General features: G+C 42.6%; 19 protein-coding genes. 2 read left to right on the top strand and 17 right to left on the bottom strand.

The window, feature by feature from the left end; genetic code table 11:
• Positions 1 to 3 precede the first annotated feature (3 nt).
• Positions 4 to 312 (bottom strand): hypothetical protein, encoded by a 309-nt coding sequence (locus tag OMU_RS07665; RefSeq protein ID WP_016179373.1) that lies wholly within the window; start codon positions 310 to 312, stop codon positions 4 to 6.
• Entirely contained in the window at positions 312 to 1,265 is a 954-nt protein-coding gene (locus tag OMU_RS07660; protein ID WP_016179372.1) for a helix-turn-helix transcriptional regulator, read from the bottom strand. The genes OMU_RS07665 and OMU_RS07660 overlap by 1 nt, the downstream gene beginning before the upstream one ends.
• 166 nt (positions 1,266 to 1,431) lie before the next feature.
• Here OMU_RS07660 and proC point away from each other — a divergent pair, with 166 nt between their 5' ends.
• Positions 1,432 to 2,244 (top strand): pyrroline-5-carboxylate reductase, encoded by an 813-nt coding sequence (gene proC, locus OMU_RS07655; RefSeq protein WP_016179371.1) that lies wholly within the window; start codon positions 1,432 to 1,434, stop codon positions 2,242 to 2,244.
• Positions 2,245 to 2,331: 87 nt separating this feature from the next.
• On the opposite strand, the gene lpdA is transcribed toward proC, so the two are convergent.
• The 11 genes from lpdA to OMU_RS07600 form a co-directional block, all read right to left on the bottom strand.
• A complete protein-coding gene (gene lpdA, locus OMU_RS07650) occupies positions 2,332 to 3,723 on the bottom strand; it encodes a dihydrolipoyl dehydrogenase (protein WP_016179370.1) in 1,392 nt (463 codons plus the stop codon).
• A 12-nt stretch (positions 3,724 to 3,735) separates the two neighbouring features.
• On the bottom strand, positions 3,736 to 4,953 hold the full coding sequence (locus OMU_RS07645) for a dihydrolipoamide acetyltransferase family protein (RefSeq protein ID WP_016179369.1): 1,218 nt from the start codon (positions 4,951 to 4,953) through the stop codon (positions 3,736 to 3,738).
• A gap of 13 nt (positions 4,954 to 4,966) precedes the next feature.
• Complete coding sequence (locus OMU_RS07640; RefSeq protein WP_016179368.1) at positions 4,967 to 5,944, bottom strand: alpha-ketoacid dehydrogenase subunit beta; 978 nt, start codon at positions 5,942 to 5,944, stop codon at positions 4,967 to 4,969.
• A 126-nt stretch (positions 5,945 to 6,070) separates the two neighbouring features.
• Positions 6,071 to 7,075, bottom strand: a complete 1,005-nt coding sequence (locus tag OMU_RS07635; protein ID WP_016179367.1) for a thiamine pyrophosphate-dependent dehydrogenase E1 component subunit alpha — start codon at positions 7,073 to 7,075, stop codon at positions 6,071 to 6,073.
• 15 nt (positions 7,076 to 7,090) lie between these two features.
• Entirely contained in the window at positions 7,091 to 8,047 is a 957-nt protein-coding gene (locus OMU_RS07630; protein ID WP_016179366.1) for a sugar-binding transcriptional regulator, read from the bottom strand.
• 547 nt (positions 8,048 to 8,594) lie between these two features.
• A complete protein-coding gene (locus tag OMU_RS07625; RefSeq protein WP_016179365.1) occupies positions 8,595 to 8,867 on the bottom strand; it encodes a PTS sugar transporter subunit IIB in 273 nt (90 codons plus the stop codon).
• A gap of 9 nt (positions 8,868 to 8,876) precedes the next feature.
• On the bottom strand, positions 8,877 to 9,614 hold the full coding sequence (locus OMU_RS07620; protein WP_016179364.1) for an SDR family NAD(P)-dependent oxidoreductase: 738 nt from the start codon (positions 9,612 to 9,614) through the stop codon (positions 8,877 to 8,879).
• A 97-nt stretch (positions 9,615 to 9,711) separates the two neighbouring features.
• A complete protein-coding gene (locus OMU_RS07615; RefSeq protein ID WP_016179363.1) occupies positions 9,712 to 9,990 on the bottom strand; it encodes a PTS sugar transporter subunit IIB in 279 nt (92 codons plus the stop codon).
• Positions 9,983 to 11,395, bottom strand: coding sequence for a PTS galactitol transporter subunit IIC (locus OMU_RS07610; protein WP_016179362.1), 1,413 nt, complete (start codon positions 11,393 to 11,395; stop codon positions 9,983 to 9,985). The genes OMU_RS07615 and OMU_RS07610 overlap by 8 nt, the downstream gene beginning before the upstream one ends.
• A gap of 21 nt (positions 11,396 to 11,416) precedes the next feature.
• Complete coding sequence (locus OMU_RS07605; protein ID WP_016179361.1) at positions 11,417 to 11,881, bottom strand: PTS sugar transporter subunit IIA; 465 nt, start codon at positions 11,879 to 11,881, stop codon at positions 11,417 to 11,419.
• Complete coding sequence (locus OMU_RS07600; RefSeq protein WP_016179360.1) at positions 11,874 to 14,015, bottom strand: BglG family transcription antiterminator; 2,142 nt, start codon at positions 14,013 to 14,015, stop codon at positions 11,874 to 11,876. The genes OMU_RS07605 and OMU_RS07600 overlap by 8 nt, the downstream gene beginning before the upstream one ends.
• Before the next feature lie 188 nt (positions 14,016 to 14,203).
• On the opposite strand from OMU_RS07600, the gene OMU_RS07595 reads away from it, so the two are divergent.
• The gene (locus OMU_RS07595; protein ID WP_016179359.1) at positions 14,204 to 15,235 is read left to right on the top strand and encodes a zinc-binding dehydrogenase; all 1,032 of its coding nucleotides are present in this window, start codon (positions 14,204 to 14,206) and stop codon (positions 15,233 to 15,235) included.
• Between the two features lie 158 nt (positions 15,236 to 15,393).
• Here the strand turns inward: OMU_RS07595 and OMU_RS07590 are convergent, their stop codons facing one another.
• The 4 genes from OMU_RS07590 to OMU_RS07575 are packed head-to-tail and all read right to left on the bottom strand — an operon-like array spanning position 15,394 to position 18,270.
• Positions 15,394 to 16,041: a class II aldolase/adducin family protein gene (locus OMU_RS07590; RefSeq protein WP_016179358.1), complete on the bottom strand. Its 648-nt coding sequence runs from the start codon at positions 16,039 to 16,041 to the stop codon at positions 15,394 to 15,396.
• Positions 16,035 to 16,547, bottom strand: a complete 513-nt coding sequence (locus OMU_RS07585) for a hypothetical protein (RefSeq protein WP_016179357.1) — start codon at positions 16,545 to 16,547, stop codon at positions 16,035 to 16,037. Before OMU_RS07585 ends, OMU_RS07590 begins: the two co-directional genes overlap by 7 nt.
• Before the next feature lie 29 nt (positions 16,548 to 16,576).
• Complete coding sequence (locus OMU_RS07580) at positions 16,577 to 17,947, bottom strand: PTS galactitol transporter subunit IIC (protein ID WP_016179356.1); 1,371 nt, start codon at positions 17,945 to 17,947, stop codon at positions 16,577 to 16,579.
• Between the two features lie 38 nt (positions 17,948 to 17,985).
• Positions 17,986 to 18,270, bottom strand: a complete 285-nt coding sequence (locus tag OMU_RS07575; protein ID WP_016179355.1) for a PTS sugar transporter subunit IIB — start codon at positions 18,268 to 18,270, stop codon at positions 17,986 to 17,988.
• Positions 18,271 to 18,276 lie beyond the last annotated feature (6 nt).

The following is an 18,276-nucleotide window of genomic DNA, read 5'->3' as shown; positions in this document are numbered from 1 at the left end:
GCTTTACTCGTCCTTTAATAAATCACCTAAAGAAAAACCGTCGAAGGTCTCACCATCATAATATTTCAGTAACTGCTCCGGTGTTAATAATGAAGAGGTCATATCTTCCTCTTTATCCTCCACCTGATTCAAGGCTGCATATTCCTGGTATTGCTCCGCTAACTGGCGATACATCGCTTTTTTCGAAGGTCCTTCTCCTGTGATAAACGGCAACTCCTTAATGTGCCCACGATAAAGCGGCAATTCCCTTACCCAGTCAATCGGCTGCTCCACAACGGTCAAATGAACGTCGTCAAAAAGTTCTTCATACATTAGTTTTCTTCCTCTCGCATTTTTCGGTATTGGCGCGGTGTAACTCCTACAAGCTGCTTAAAGCGTTTATAAAAAAAGGCTTTATCCTTGTACCCCAAGCGCTCTATGATTGTTTGAATGGTTAGATCCGTTTGCTCCAAATAGCTTTTACAGCGTTCGATTCTTCTAAACAAAACAAGCTCAGTAAACGTGTGCCCCGTCTTTTCCTTTAACAGACTTGACAAATAATTCGGATGAAAATGAAATTTTTGAGCAACCTCCTCTAAGGTCACTTGTTCTAACCGAGCATCGACATAGGTTAAAATCTCCTCTGTTAATTGTCCATTCGATACGAAGTTGTCCTTTGCGATCAGCCGTTCGGGTGCTGCTTGACTAATTTCCACGATCAAAAGAACAAATGCAGATTTGGTCACTTTATTGTTAAAGTATTCCATCTTAACCACTTGCTTCAGCAGTAACAGCGCGTAAAAATGCACATCCGTTACCTCCGCAAAGTCATAAATCAAAAAACGTGGAACATCGCTCAATTCAACACTCAAAGCTTCAACAAAAAAACGATAAAGCAGCGGCTCTTCAAAAAACTGTCCTAAAAGCGATTCCGTAAAGTAGCCTGCTTTAAAATAAAAAGCAATGATTTCCGTTTCTAAGTTGCCCTGATAGGAAAGAATCGTGCCCTCATTAGCAATGATCAATCCTCCAGTCCTCAACGCCTTTTCTGAACCATCAATCCTGACAGACACAGCTCCTTTCATCACGTACAATATACGTATGAAACCAGTAGGAACCTCGATCCGATCCCTTGTCTCCTTTGTTACAAAGGCCGCGATTTCCCGCTGCGGATTATCAGCAAAGCGTTGAACCTCATCACTCATCTGACCATCCCCAACTAAGTAGCAATCCAATGTTTTTAGAAATTGATAGAAGCTGGTGTACTGCGCTTTTGTTACCTCCATTTTATCCCACCTTAGAATCAAACACTTTCTTCTTTGTCTACACTATTTTAAATAAGGCTCAATAAGCATATAATTTCTTTATTGATTGTACCATATTTAGGCATTTTAAACATTTGATTCAAACACTTTCCGCAGTTAAACGGATTAAAAACAAGGAGGATGTACAATGAAAATTGGTTTTATTGGTGCCGGCAATATGGCATCTGCAATTGTTGAAGGAATGGTTCAAAAAGGCTTTAGCAAACCAGAAAACATTTACTTATATGATATCGCAACAGAGAAAGTCCAAGCATTCGCCGAAAAAATCGGTGCTCATGCACTTAGTGATCCGCAAGAAGTTATTAAAACAGTCGACACCTTAATTTTAGCGGTCAAACCAAATGTTATTAAGGGAGTCTTATTAGAGGCAAAAGACGCAATCCTGCAAAATGATCCATTGATCGTCTCTATTGCTGCTGGGACAAGCACCGAGGCTATTTATGAAGTATTTGAAACGGATCAACCGATTCGAATTGTACGTGTCATGCCGAATATGAATGCGATGGTCGGTGAAGGCGCAGCGGCTGTTTGCGGAAATCCAAGTGCCACAAAAGAAGACGTCGCAACGATTATCGATCTATTTAATGCAGTCGGCAAAGCCTGGCCGCTAGAAGAAAAATATTTCTCCATCTTCACAGCGATCGCTGGCAGTTCACCTGCTTACACCTTCTTATTTATTGATTCGATTGCTCGTGCAGCGGTGAAAAATGGCTTGCCAAAAAATATCGCGCTAGAAATGGCAACCCAAGCAATTCTAGGCAGTGCCGAGACCTTAGCCTACAGTAAAGAAAATCCATGGGAGCTAATCGACCGCGTAAGCTCACCCGGCGGAACAACCGTCGCTGGAATCGTTGAACTAGAAGACAACGCCTTTATCTCAACAGTGATTAAGGGAATCGATGCTACGATTCGTAAAGATGAAGAATTAGGAAAGAAATAGACTAAAAACAGGTGTCTCTCTCAAAACTTAGAAAGACACCTGTTTTATATATTCCCTAAGAAGCAACTTTTTCCGGCATAACCTTTTTTACATATGAATCGGCAAGCCTAACCCAACTTCACAAGCATCCATCACCATCTCGGATAATGTAGGATGCCCATGGATCGTCAGCGAAATATCTTCTAACGTCAGATAAGATTCGATCGCCAGAGTGATCTCAGCCACTAGATCACTGGCGTTGACACCGACGATTTGGGCACCTAAAATTAGCTCCGTCTCCGCTTCAAACACTAAGCGGACAAATCCTTCAGTCGCATTTAAGGATAACGCGCGGCCATTTGCTTGCATCGGAAAATTCGCCGTCTTAGCTTTGATCCCTTCCGCTTTGGCTTCTGCCAACGTATAACCGACTGTTGCTACTTCTGGATCGGTAAAACAGATTGCTGGGATTGCGCGATAATCTTTAGCGACATTTTTCCCGCCGATGACTTCTGCCGCGACCTTCGCTTCATAGCTTGCTTTATGAGCAAGTGCTAAGCCCTCAACGATATCACCAATAGCAAAAATATTTTTTTGAGACGTTCGGTATTGTTCATCTACCTTGACTAGATTTCTCTCCGTCAGTTTGACTCCAGCCTTTTCCAAGCCCAAGTTCTCGGTATTCGGTCTTCGCCCGACTGTTACCATCACGTAGTCTGCTTCGATCATTTGCGTTTTACCTTTAACTTCAAACTCTACTGCCACACCATTTGTCGTTTCAACAGCTTTTTTGGCTTTCGCATTCGTAAAGACTTCTACGCCATTTTGCTTGAAACGTTTCGCCACTAACTCAGAAATATCACTTTCAAAATTCGGTACAATATTCGGACTGCCTTCAATGATCGTGACTTCCGATCCTAGATTACGATAGGCACCGCCGAGCTCCGATCCGACGATCCCGCCGCCGATAATGATCAGCTTCTTCGGAATCTCTTTTAGGTTCAATCCGCCAGTGGAATCCAGCACCCGACCGGCAAACGTAAAGCCGGGAATTTCGATCGGGCGGCTGCCGGTTGCCACGATTGCGTGTTTGAATTCTAATTTTTCTTCACCATTTTTCGTTGTGAGCCTCATGCTCTGCGGACCTGTGAATGTGGCCCGCCCCATAATAACTTCTGCACCGTTTTTCTTTAAGAGCATACCAACGCCGGAAGTCAGTGTTTTTACAACCTGCTGATCCTTCCACTGCTGCGTCTTCGTAAAATCCAGCTGTGCTTCCTTGACACTCAAGCCTAGAAAGTCAGAATGCTGTGCTTCTTGATAGCGATGACCTGCAGTGATCAAGGCCTTTGAAGGAATACATCCGACATTCAAGCACACACCGCCAATATGCTCTGCTTCTACTACGGTCACCTTTTGTCCTAATTGCGTTGCGCGAATGGCTGCGACATAACCGCCAGGTCCGGCGCCAATTACGACTGTATCTGTCTTTTTCGTCATAGTCAGCCTCCTCTACAGCAACAAACTCATTGGATTTTCCAGCAGGTCAACGATCATACTTAAGAACGCTGCGGCTGGTGCGCCATCAGCCACTCGATGGTCAAAGGACAGGCATAGATTCAACGCGGTAATTGTCGCTACCTGTGGTCCTTCTGGCGTATCTTCAACGACAAGCTTCTCATAGCTTCCACCAACACCTAAAATCGCCACTTCTGGCAAGTTGATGATTGGGTTAAAGGTTTGCACCTTGCTGCGGCCTAACGAGCTAATAGTGAAGGTGCCGCCGCTCATTTCCGCTGGCATCAATTGACCCTCACGAGCTTTCTTTGTCATAGCCTTGACCGCTGCTGTCAGATCGCTTAAGCCCATTTGATTGGCTTGCTCTACGACTGGCACCACTAAACCTGCGTCCACGGCCACCGCAACACCAAGATTGACCTGATCAAATTGCTTAATTCCTTCCTCATACGCATGTGCGTTAAATTCAGGATATGCCTTTAACGCCACCATTGCTGCTTTTGCGATGATCTCTAAGAAGGATAATCGTTGATCGGTACGTTCCTCTACCATTGGCAATAATTGCTTCCGCAGTTCGATTACTTTAGTTAAATCAACTTCAGCATTCATGGTGACATGCGGAATCGTCTGTTTGCTCTCTGACATCTTGTCTGCAATAGCTTTACGCATGCCGCCCCAAGGAATCAGCTCGCCTTCTGTCACTGCCGCTTTTGATGCAGCAGCTGTGGCTGGTTCTTGATATCCCTTCACGTCCATTGCTTGGATTCGGCCTTTCGGGCCAGACCCCTGAACCTTTTTCAAATCGATTCCCTTTTCTCTGGCAATCCGCCGCGCTGCTGGTGTTGCCCGAACTTTAGTCGTTGCAGCGGCTGGTTCCTGCGTTGGCTCCGCTACCGCTTCGGCAGCCTTTTCAGGCTCTTCTTCAACTGCCGCCTCGGCTTCACCACTCGGCATTTCCGCAGGAACGTCTTCCCCAGCTTCACCGATGTAGGCGATTACAGAATTTACTGGAGCGCTCTCCCCATCGCCAATATATTTTTTGAGTAAAATTCCTTCATCATAGGCTTCCACTTCGATCGCGATTTTATCGGTCATCACTTCAAAAATTGCTTCCCCGATCTCCACAGAATCGCCTTCATTTTTCAGCCACGTCGTGATCGTTCCAACATCCATCGTGGAACTTAACTTCGGCATCAATACTTCATTCGCCATTTTCCAGTCCCCCCTATGCCATCAATCCGCGACAAGCTTCAACAATGTCTTCTACTTGCGGTACAGCTTTTTTCTCAAGCTCTGGATGATACGGCATTGGAATTTCTTTTCCGGCTAAACGAATGATGGGCGCGTCTAAGAAATCAAAGCATTCTTCCTCTGCGATCACACTGGCTAATTCCGCACTAAACCCACTGCGCTTCACGGCTTCCGTCACAACGACCGCTTTCCCAGTTTTAACCACTGAGTCAATAATTGTTTGCTTATCTAACGGCACCAAGGTCCGTGGATCAACAACTTCAATTTGAATCCCTTCCTCTGCTAAAATATCTGCAGCTTCCAACGCTTTATGCACCATGATTCCAGTTGCTACAACGGAAATATCAGAACCTTCGCGTTTGATATCCGCTACACCGATAGGAATCGTGTATTTGCCTTCCGGTACATCAGAACTCGTTCGGTAGCAAAGCTTATGTTCATAAAACATCACAGGATTATTGTCTTCAATTGCCGCATGTAGGAGACCTTTTGCGTCATATGCAGTCGCTGGCTGAATGACTTTTAGCCCAGGAACATGAGCTGTCCAGTTTTCCAAACTTTGCGAGTGCTGCGCCGCTGCTCCTGTTCCTGAACCGCCAGGCGTCCGCATTACCAATGGAATCTTCGCTTTCCCACCGTACATATAACGAATTTTTGCCGCCTGATTGACAATCTGATCCAAGGCAATCGTAATAAAATCTGAAAATTGTATCTCAAAAATCGGACGCATTCCAGTCATAGCCGAACCAACTGCTGCTCCAGCGATCACTGACTCAGAGATCGGAGTTGAGCGTACTCGTTCTTCACCAAATTCTTCCACCATTCCGCGGCTCACACCGAAAGCGCCACCATAAACGCCTATGTCTTCGCCTAACATGAAAATATCTTGATCTTCCCGCATCGCCTCAGACATTGCTTCTCTGACAGCCTCCGCGTAAGTGATTTCTCTCATCTTCTGCTCCTCCTATTTCGTATTAACGTATTTATTTTTCTAAAAGAAAAATAAGTTTGATTCTCACCACGCATACCATTTTACTAACTTGCTAAAGCAAGAAGTAAAACTGGCATCCTATTTCCTCTAGTCTGAATAAACGTCTTCGTACATGCTTTCGATCGCCGGCATTGGGCTTTCTTCTGCAAAAGTCACTGCATCTTCAATCGCTTGCTTTGCAGCTAGACGAATTTCTTCCGCTTCTTCTTCAGTAAAGATTCCCGCCGCTACAAATTTTTCACGAGCCAGTTTAATTGGATCGCGATTTTTGCGCCAATCCTCTTCCTCTTCCTTCGTACGGTATTTCTTCGCATCAGATTTCGAATGACCCTTCCAGCGATAGGTCATGGCCTCTATCAAGGTCGGTCCCTCTCCGCGACGGGCTTTTTCAACCGCGTCATAGGTAGTATTAATGACTTCAATGACATCATTTCCTTCTATCGTAATGCCCTCAATGCCATAGGCTTTCGCCCGTTCTGACAAACGATCAACATTCATCATAGTTTTAAATGGTCCGCTCATTCCGTATTGATTATTCTCAATGAAGAAGACTACTGGTAACGACCAAATCGAAGCTAAGTTCAATGATTCATGGAAGCTTCCTTCATTGGTCGAACCGTCGCCAGCATACGCCAAAGCAACCGTGTCATTCTTTTTCAGTTTTGACGTTAATGCCGCTCCCGTCGCAATCGGGAAACCGCCGCCAACGATACCATTTGCGCCTAGATTTCCAGTATCCAAATCAGCGATGTGCATCGAACCGCCTTTTCCATTGTTGGTTCCAGTGGTACGGCCGAATAGTTCTGCCATCATTTCATTAATGTTCGTTCCTTTTGCGATTGTTTGTCCATGTCCGCGGTGAGTGGCGGTGATCCAGTCCGTTTTTCTCAAAACCGCTCCGCTACCTGCTGCTGTTGCTTCTTGACCCACCGCTAAGTGAGTCGTCCCATGGATCAAGCCTTTTGCAAAGAGCTGATCGACTTTCTCATCAAAGAAACGGATTTCCCACATTGTACGATAAAGCTCTACTAAGTTTTCATCCGTCAAACCTGCTCGATTTGGAATCGAGATGTTTTTCGTTGCTGTCATCATTTATGCGCCTCCATTTTATTTATCTTCGTCTAGTAACGTTTTCGCTGTCTCTTCATCGGTGATCAACACATTGACTAAATTGCCTTTTAACGCTGCACGAATTCCGCTAACCTTTTCTTTGCCGCCAGACACACCGATACGTTTTGGAATCTTCTTCAATTCCGCCAAACTGATCGCTAACACTCGATCATTCCACGTACAATCCGCAAGTTTTCCCTCCTCATCAATAAAGTTGTAGCAAATATCTCCCGAGACATTCCCAGCAGATAATTCCTTTCTTAATGGCACCTCTTCATTCGGCAAATATGCTTTGGTCATAGTGGAATAGGCTGGTAACCCGCCGATTCCGACTAATGCGATATCTGCTTTTTTGCCTTTATCAAACACGTTTTTGATAAAGGACTGTGCCATGAATACCTTTTTCGCTTCAGCTGAATCTACCGTAATTGGTGCATGGAGCTCTAGCACCGCTCCGCCACTTTTGCGGGCAAATATCTCACAAACCACATTGGCCTGTAATGCTGTATGCTCCTGACCTAACCCGCCAACCAATGGAATAAAACGAATGTTTTCCATTTGATTTTTCGGCAGGAAATTTTGAGCCGCCTCATGAACGACCATCCCGGCAGAAACGCCGATAGTTTCATCACCTTTTAAGATTCGCGACAAGTATTTTCCAGCCGCGATGCCGATCCGTTTATTCAACATTTCAGCCGCTGCCGGCGCAATACAAATCACCTCAGTCAAACCAAATTTTTCTACCAGCTTCTCCTCTAGCAAGCGATAAGGGTGAACCAGATCATCATGAATAATTATTTCTACCAATCCTAGGGAACGCGCCTTTGCTAAATACTTAGAGACCAGCGACCGGCTAATATTGAACTTTTTTGCAACCTCCGATTGTTTGGCTCCTTCTTCGTAATACATTGAAGCAATCTCCGTCAGTAATCGTGCGTCGTCGGAATAACTCATCTTTTATTCCCTCCTAAGGCGAATCTTTCTTAATTACGTCCAATCATTACCATATGTTCCTATATTTAACATATGTTACAATGCCATCATAAGAGGCTTTACTCCGAGAGTCAACGCTTTCAACAAATGTTTTTATTCACAAGCTCATCTTTACAAAATGTTCCAACGACGCGATTTCCGTAACAAATGTCACGACCCTTCACAAACTTCTTTATTTCGGCATTTATCTAAGAGCAGATAAAAAAATTCATAGTGAAAACCATAAATTATTGGATGAAACCAGACCAATAAGGAGGATTTTCACTATGACTTATTTCTAATACACGATAAGAACCTAATGACATCTAGGTATTAGCATTTAAACTTTAGGCAGTTAATCCCACCAAGCATAACGCCCTTACTTCTTCAGTAAGTCCTAGTTCTCCTTCTCATCCTTATCATAATGGATGCCTGTTCCTGATTAAAGACAACCTTTTTTCATCATTAATCATGAAAGGATGAAAGAATCATAGCTGCTTTTTTGTTGTGAAATCAAAAATTGCGCCGCTTAAATTTTCTCCAGCAGTTGCTGGCAACAGGTATCCATATTAAATTTTGTGATAAAGGCTGTGCCATCGATAATTGGAACATCCGTCGTAAATTGCGGCTGACCGATTGCTACGATCGCTGAGATTCCGTCTGCTACTTCCGTTACATCGTAAATACTTTTTCCTTCCACGCTAACAGTCAGCCCTTTGTCTTTCATAAAAGACTCAATGTAATTGACTGCAAAATTGCGTTTATTCTCTGAGGTACCTGTAACAACTAAAATATTTTTCATATGTTCTCCTTAATAGGTTCGTCCACCGTCTGCTAAAATAATCTGTCCATGAATATAGGAACTTTCCGGGCTTGCCAAAAACAATGCCAGATTGGCGATATCTTCTGGTTGTCCGATACGTTGAATCGGAATCTTTTTCAACAACTCTTGTCGGCTTTCCTCATCAGGATAAAGTGTATCTAAAATATCCGTCTGAATCACTCGTGGAGCAATGGCATTGACATTAATTCCTCTCGGTCCAAACTCTTTCGAAGCTGCTCGCATTAATCCATGCTGTCCGGCTTTTGAGGAAGCATAATGCATCCCACCACCAGTTCCTGTGATGGCTGAACCGGAGGTAATGAAGATGATCTTCCCTTCATTGTCGGAAAAATGCTCATAGAATGCCTTCAGTGTATAGAAGGAGCCATCCAAATTAATTCGTAGTACACGCTGCCACTCCGCGATCGTAATTTCTTTTATCGAATGCAGATAACTGATCCCAGCGTTAATCACTAAAATATCAAGACGGTGAAAATACGCCACCACCTGCTCACTGGCAGCCTTCAATGAATCGGGATCTGAGACATCTGTCTTAATGAAGAGCGATTCAGCGAAGGCTTGCGAGAATTCCGCCGCGGTTTGTTCCCCGCTCGTTTGGTCGAAGTCCAAAATCACTGTAAATGCTCCAGCCTCTGCAAATTTTTTTGCAATGGCTTTTCCGATTCCTTTCGCAGCCCCCGTGACTACCGCAACTTTCCCTTTCATAGGTCTGCTCCTTTTTCGTTTTTAAAATTTTTTCCGTACAAAACTATCCAGCTGGTCGTTAAGCTAGACACGCTTCTGTACAAAAATCATTGACTTCCTAGCTTAAAATATCCACGATTTTTTGCACATCTGCTTCGATTCCTACACCTGTTAAAAAGGATAATGCGCGAATCACAGGAATATCATCACTTTCATAAGCTGTAGTAGTAACAACTAAGTCAGCCCCATGAATTTTTGACGGCAGTTCAGCTACTTTGCATTGTTCAACCGTTGCGGGAATATTATTTTTTTCCAATTCCTCTTTTACTCGCATACATACGACCGTTGACGTGGCAACACCCGTTCCACAAGCGATTAAGATATGTTTTTTATTCATTCATCTCGGCTCCTTTAACTGTATTGTCAGGATCGTCTTTTCCTGTTGGGATTCCATATTGCTTTTTGATGTCATTTCGCGTCCAGAACCATAGTCCACCGTACATCACTAAAGCGATGGCGCCTGCCATGAAGGCCGGCAGATTCGATGGATCGATCAATTTCAGCATGATCCATAAAGTAATGTGGGAGCTCATATCGATCCCTGAGATCATCGTTGCACCTTCAGGAAAGGCAAAGCCTACCGCATGGGCCATTGTTGTAGTCAATGCACCTAAATTCGTCGCGATGAATAAAACGATACAAATCGAAGCGATCGAATTCAGCAATCCTCTGAAAATATTTCCCTTTGAAGCCGCCACAGACCAAATCACAGTAAACGGCAACACCGCCAAATCAGCAAATGGCAACAGTCGGTTAAATGGCAATACCGCCGCCAATAAAATCGTGATCGGTACCATTAACAGTGCTACGGTAATAATCGCTGGATGCGCTGTTACAACCGCCGCATCTAACCCGATATAAACCTCTTTTCCTGGGAAACGCTTTTGAATAAAGGTTTTCGCACCTTCAGCAATCGGTGCTAGACCCTCCATTAATAGAGCAACCATTCTCGGCATCAAGATCATTACCGCAGATGTTTGCACGCCTAACTGGATAATCGCCTGTGAATCATATCCTGCCAGTAAACCCATACCAACACCTAGGACCAACCCGATCATCATCGGTTCGCCAAAAATACCCAAACGTTCCTTTAGATTTTTTGCATTGATATCGATTTTGTTGATGCCTGGAATTTTATCCCATAGTCGGTTCAATGCATAAGTCAGCGGCGCAAAGTTGACCGTCTCTCCATGGGGCAGCGAAATTCCCGGTAATCCAAAGAAATGCTCTACCGCTGGTGCTGTCCAATCGGCTAGTTTAAAAATAATGAAGGTATTTACTAAAGAACAAACAATGGCAATCCAAATCGAATCTGTCGCGTAATAAATCATCGCCCCTGGAAAAATCAAATGCCAATAATTCCATAAATCCACATCCATTGTTTTAGTCTGGTTAAAACGCAGCAATATAATATTAAAAATAAAGATAACAGGAATCAAAATGACTGCAATCGGTGTCGCAAAGGTAATCGCTGCACCAATCGGCCAGCCAACATCTAAAATATCTAACTGCAATCCTAAACGTTCAATCATCGCCTGAGAGGATTTTCCGATGGAATCTGATAGTAAGCCAATCACTAGATTTAATCCGGTAAAACCAATCCCAACCGTTAAACCTGCTCGAAACGACTTGCTTAGCTTTTGCCCTAAGATCACACCAAAAATAGTCAGGATGATCGGCAACATCGCTGCCGCACCAAGGTCTAAGATATAATTCACTCCTGCTTTAAGCATATCTAACATTTTTTCTCCTCCTTGTTCTTATCACTGAATGGTCTTCAATAATTGCTCCACCTCAACAACCTTCTCTTTTGCCTTAAGTAACTGTAGATTTTGCTCGTCCTGACATAACAGCATCAACTTTTGCAGCATGACTAATTGGTCTTCCGGCTGTTTAATTGCCAGCATAAAAATAAGCTCCACCTCTAAAAAAACATCCTTACTGGCCATCATTTCAAAGGTCACCGGCTTTTCTAATACTCCCACTAAAAAGCCCTCTTTTTTAACATGAATCGAATCTGTATGAGGGATTGCGACATTGATTCCCTTTGTCGGTAGACCGGTGGGAAAGATACGTTCCCGTTCAATAACGGCTTGTTGATAGCTTGGATGAACGAACTCCGCATCAATCAACACCTCACTCATTTTAGCGAGCAGCGTCTCTTTATCATCCTCATCGAATGAATAATATAAAAACTTTTGGTTTTCTTTTCTCAGTAGTTTATTCATAAGGAAATCCCATCACTTTATCTTCTAATTTTCTTAACTGGTTCATGATCGCTTCTTCCGATTGACACTGATCCATCACGGATATGAAATCTTCCGTTGCTAATATTTCCGTAAAATAATACAAACACGTTCCGATTGAGACACCCTCCGGTAAAGAAAAAGCAATCACATATTTTACCGGATCATTTTTCTGATGATTGAAGGAAACTGGTTCTGCTAACCGAATAAAACTAGCGCCGATTTTTTTGGCCCCATGGGAAAATTCGGCATGAGGAATCGCCACTCCCGGTGAAATGACAATATAAGAATCGAACTCCACGACCATTTGGATCATCGCATCAATGTATTCTTGGGTGATCAGCTTATCCTGCAGGAGCAGATTGCCTGCCTTTTCTACTGCTGCCTGCCAGGAGTTGCACTGCTGATCCAGTGCGATCCGATCAATTGTTAAAATCGCGGTTAATCGATTGATTTCTTGCGTTTCCGTTGACAGGCGTTCATTTAGTTGATTAAAGGACTCAAGATCACCTAGAAAACTTTGATATTCTCCGGCATCAAGATATTTCTGAATGATCGGCAAGAAGTCTTCGATCATTGCTTCTTCCTTCGTAAGTAAATATTCTTGATCAATAAAATGGCGCGGTTTGATTTTGTATAAAACTTTTTGAATGCGAATGATATCCTGCTCTGTCAGAATTGGATTTACGAGGACAACCGGTGATTGATCAAATTGCAGCGGAACAGTAGTTACGATCAAATCCTGATCTTCAGGTTGAATCTTTTGCAGTACATGAGACGAATCGACTGAAATAACGTCAATCTGGGGAAACGCTGATAATAATTTCACTTTGATCAATTGAGCGGTGCCGCTGCCAGAGTTGCATACAATGCGTAGCCGAACCTGTCCTTTTGATTGCGTATGGTTGCTGTTTTCTACAATTGCCATCACATACATAACGATAAAAGAGAGTTCATTTTGCTGAATCTCAACCTCTAAATACTCCTCGATCTTATGCAAATTACGTTTAACGATTTCAAACATCTCGGGATATGATTGATAGATTTCATCAAACAAAACATTGGTAACGCTATCATTTAATGAAAGACGGTAGATCAGAAGCTTCAAATGATTTTCCAATAGATCAAATAGATCACTATTCAAGTAATATTTGATATCCATTTCTCTGGCCAAGTTGAAAATAAACTCATTGATCAAAATTTGAATCTCAATCGAATCAATCTTGCGTCCATTGTTTTTAATGTAGCTTTTTCTGCGCAGCACCGAAATCAAGTAATCCAGTTCCCCAGTCGTTGTTGTGATAGCAAAGCGTTCTTCAATTTTTTTCAGAATCGTTTGAGCAAAACTGGATTTTGAGCTCTCCCGAATTTCCTCCAGCATGTCAGATGCCTCAATAAATCGCTCAAATTTAATGCGCTCGATCATGATAATTAAATAGCAAATCACTTCTTGATAAGAAAAATCAGATAATTGGAGCTGCTCTTCTTTTTCTGCTTCCATTAACAGTTGACTGACGTCCTGATAACGCGTATCAGGATCAATGATTTCTAACAGAAGATTTTGGAAAATATTATTTTCCCATCCCATAGCGTAATCATAGCCATAATCGAATAGTCCATTAAAAATCACTAGCTTGGTCATTGCCGAGCGAATATCAAGCTCATCACCCACCACTTTATAGCCCTTTCCGATATGGGAAAGCAAAACCAAATTATTCTTAACAAACCATTTTTTCAATGCTTCTATATCACTAACAAGTGTATTACGACTAACTAAGAGGTATTCAGAAAGATAGTAAGTTGTCACATAATCATGACTTGTGACCAGAAGCAACGCGAGAATCGTTCGTCTTTCATCGAGGGTTAAATGATAGTGTTGGAAAGACGCGTAGGTTTTGAATAATTCCTTTAGATTAACCTCCTTCGGTATTTGTAAAAAACCATCCTCCAAATAGATTGCTTTGTTTCCATTATTACTTTCCAGTTGAAAGTTGATCTCTTTAATATCGTTGCGAATCGTCTGCTCAGAGACATCAAACAATTTGGCATAGTTCGCCAATGAATCTTCCTTTTCGTGCAAAATATCCAATAAAATTTTATTGATCCTTCTGTTCATTACTATCACCTCTACACTTTTAATTGTATCTGCCTCCTATTATTTCACAAGACCAATCCTTTTTGTTCGTTTCTCAAAAGAATTGTGATAGATGGCTACTAAACATCTATGATAGGCTTGGCATACAGAGAACAAAAACTTTTTTAATAACAACTTCTAACTAATAAACAATCAAGGAGGATATTAAATTGAAGGCATTGAGAAAATTATCAGCTGGCTTTGGGAATGTAGAATTGTGCGATGTAGAAGCACCCTCAATTAAAGATGATGAAATTATAATCAAAGTAATTTATAGTGGTATCTGCGGCTCAGACATCCATGCATTAAAGGGAGAATATAACAAAAAAATACCATTAACTCTCGGACATGAGTTTAGTGGTATAGTCTATAAAAAAGGAGATAAAGTAACAAATTTTTCTATTGGTGATCGGATAGTTAGTGAGACAACCTATGAAGTTTGTGAAATTTGCCCCTACTGTTTGAAGAAAGAATTCAATCTCTGCAGCCACCGAAAAGGGCTGGGAACACAAGTCGATGGAAGCTTCGCAACGTTTGTTTCAGCAAAAGCCAACCGCTGTCATCACCTGCCGGACTCACTGCCGAATGAAGTCGCTGCACTATTGGAGCCACTAGCTTGCTGCATCCATGCCGCAATGGAAAAAACCACCATTAAAGCAGGTGAAAAGATCGCGGTCTTTGGCCCTGGACCCATCGGAGTTTTACTCGCCTTAGTCGTAAAATCTTTAGGTTCGGAAGTCACTTTGATCGGGATTACGAAAGATGCTAGTCGTTTGGCAAAAGCTCAAGAACTCGGTATTGAGCACGTTATTGATAGTCAAACAACAGAACTAAAAGCGCTCATTAAAGAAGCCACTAACGATTTAGGCTTTGATCAAGTGTTTGAATGCTCCGGCAGTCCGCAAGCACTTCAACAGGCATTGGAGCTTGTTAAGAAAAAGGGAACAGTTATCCAAGAAGGGCTCTTCGCAAAAAATCCTGTTCCCATCGATATGGGCTTACTATTGAACAAAGAGATTCAATTAATCGGATCACGAACTCAAAAACCAAGCTCTTGGTACAAGTCGCTTGAATGGCTAGAGACCTCAAATGTCGATCTCACGCTAATGATCACCAAAATTCTGCCATTGAGTCAGTGGGAGAGAGCCTTTGAGTTGGCGATGAACGGGGAAGAATTGAAGGTTCTGCTGAAACCTGAGTGAGCCCAATAAGTTTTTCCTGATTAATCGACAAGTTGGTTAAATGAAAAGAAGAAGACACAAAAACTGCCTGCCGAGTTTCGGCAGACAGTTCACAATAAAGTGTCTTCCAATCGTCCCTTCAACATAAAATCCAAATTCTCATGATAACAGCTGATTCTTTAGCCCTTCACCTGTCCATAATCTTTAAAGACTTCAACTGCCGTTTGGATCTGTTCCTCATTCAGTTTGGCGACTTTCCCGCCATAGGAATGAGCGACATACAATGTTTTCGCGGCTTCTTCTAAGTAGACGGCCGCATACAACGCCTCTTTCAAGCTCTTGCCGATGGTTACAACACCATGATTTTTCAACACGACAGCTAATTGATCACCAATATGATCCACTACCGCATAGCCCATATCAATACTGGCAGCTGAGCTATATGGTGCCACATTGACATGCCCCTTTGCTGTATTGGCAAGTGTTGTAACATCGCAATCGATGCGATCCACTACTAAACCGATCCCAGTCGCATAGGGCTGATGCGTATGAATCACCGCATTAACCGCAGGTAGCTTTTGGAAAATGTAGCGGATCGCGATTGTATCAACACTTGGACGACGTTTACCTTCGATGATCGTTCCATCAAGTGCCATCACCAAGACATCTTCTGGGACCATCTCTTCATACATCATCCCGCTAGGAGTCACCAGTAGCGTTTCTTTATCGATTCGCATACTGACATTTCCGCCGGATAAAGAGATCAGACCATAGCGATCCAATTTTACACCTGCAGCAATAATTTCTACTTTTTCTTTTTCTAACATCCGCTTGCCTCTTTTTTCTTTTTGACTTTAGTATTGTATTCAGTATTGACCCTTCTAGCACGCGCCTTCAACGATTCAGGATGTTTTTCATACTCCATATCTAGCAGTAATCGAAATAGCTCCTGTCCGTCGTTATAATTTTTCGTATTCAACCAATAGCGACCCTTCAACAACCCGCCTCCATCCATTCGCAGGTACATTTTTCCTGCAGTTGGAAATTCGCGGATTTTAAAGCTTTTAAGCTGCGACAAATGATAGTCATCCGTCCGATTGAAAGAACGAAGCATTAGCGTATCGCCAGTTACATCCACTTCTTTTGGCGTTACTCTGGCCACCAGCGCATTCCAAAAGCTATAAAAAGCGACAATCCCTACTAAAAACATCAAGGCAGGCATTCGATTCGTGACAATTAAGGCGATCGCAATAAGGAAAACGATCAATGAGACTACTCCTGTAAGAAGAACATCTATAAAATACAATGTTTTATCGTATTCAAATCGCTTCATTCGTTCCTCCTCCTTTTCATAGGAAATACTTAGGCAGCTCCTCCGTCATGTAATTGTGCAGCTTCTTTTTTGATCCGGTTACGATTCCAGACAGCCATCGCTAATGCTACGACAGCGCCAATTCCAGTCCCGATATAGCCCAGACCGTTCAATCGAACCAGCACCCAAGTCAATGGGTTTGCCCCATCACAGATAGAAGAAATCTGTGAAGCTCCTTCTGGCATTTCGAAATTCACATTTTTAGCAGCCGTCGTAATCATCGGTGCCAAGTCAGTTGCGATCCATAGCCCGAATACTAATACGACCAGCCCGACAATCAAACCTCTAAATCCATTTTCTTTTACAATTGGTGTAATCAAAACGAACATCCATGGGATAACAGCCAAATCGGCAAATGGCAATACTGTGTTCCCAGGTAAAACAACGGCCAAGAAAATCAATAACGGTACTAAGATAAAGGAAATCGCCAATGTCACTGGGTGTCCGACACCAATTGCTGAATCCAATCCGATATAAATTTTCCCGCGATTTTGAAATCTTTCTTGAATAAAATCACTGGCAGCATCACTAATCGGAATCAAACCTTCCATCAATAAAGCGGCCATTTTCGGAATCAAGACTAATACGGCACCTAGTGAAACCCCTAAGGTTAAAACATTTGTTATGTCGTAACCGGCGATGGCCCCGATAACGATCCCCATCACTGTTCCAACTAAGATAGGTTCCCCAAAAACACCAAAGCGACGTTGGACAGTGTCCATATTAATATTGATATCGCGTACACCGGGAATCATATCAATGATTTTGTTGATAACCATTGCGATTGGCGCATAGGCTGTCGTGAATCCATGAGGTAGTGAAACCCCTGGCAGATCCAATGATTTTTCTACCTCTGGAGCAGTAACATCGCCTAGAACCATAATAATCACCATGTTTACAACAGCCGCCAGAATCCCTAACCACAACGTATCTGTAATAATCGCAACTAAAGCACCAGTAAAGGCAAAATGCCAGTAATCCCAAATATCCACGTCAACTGTCTGAGTCGTATTTGTAAAGAGCATTACAATATTCACAACTAACCCTAGTGGGATAATAATCAGCCCTACTGTTGACCCCATGGCAATCGCCGCCGCTGCTGGCCACCCAACATCAATCGTTGAAAGGCTGAGTCCAAAACGGTCAACCATCGCTTGAACAGCTGGCGACAGACTTGTTCCTAACAACGAATTGATGACTAAATTCAATCCAATAAAACCAACACCTACCGTCAAACCTGCTCGAAGACTTTTCCCAACACCTGTTCTGAATGCACAGCCAATAATAAAGATCACAATTGGCATTACAACGGATACTCCTAAGCCCTGAATAAATTGAAACACATTAATAATAGCATCCATGATTCTTCCCCCTTATTACTCCTAATAGTTACTGCCGCTTACTTTTCCATCAACGCTAAAATTCGATCAATCGTCGGTTTCGTATTCACACCTGTCAAAAAGCACACACCTGAAACAGATTCACAGTCCAAATCCTTTGGTATCACCGTTGTGGAGATCAAAAAATCATAGTTGGAAGCTTTGTTAGGTGCTTCCGAAATCTTACATTGGGTAATTTTGTATTGCCCTTTATAACCATTTTCATCCAAAATTTTTGAGATTTTTCCGTTCACCGCTGTTGATGTCGCGATTCCTGAACCACATGCCAATAAGATATTTTTCATTTTTCC

The organism is Enterococcus avium ATCC 14025 (assembly GCF_000406965.1).
Taxonomy (GTDB): domain Bacteria; phylum Bacillota; class Bacilli; order Lactobacillales; family Enterococcaceae; genus Enterococcus_A; species Enterococcus_A avium.
Note: the sequence above shows the minus strand (reverse complement) of the source record. Positions and strands in the feature narration are given on the sequence as shown.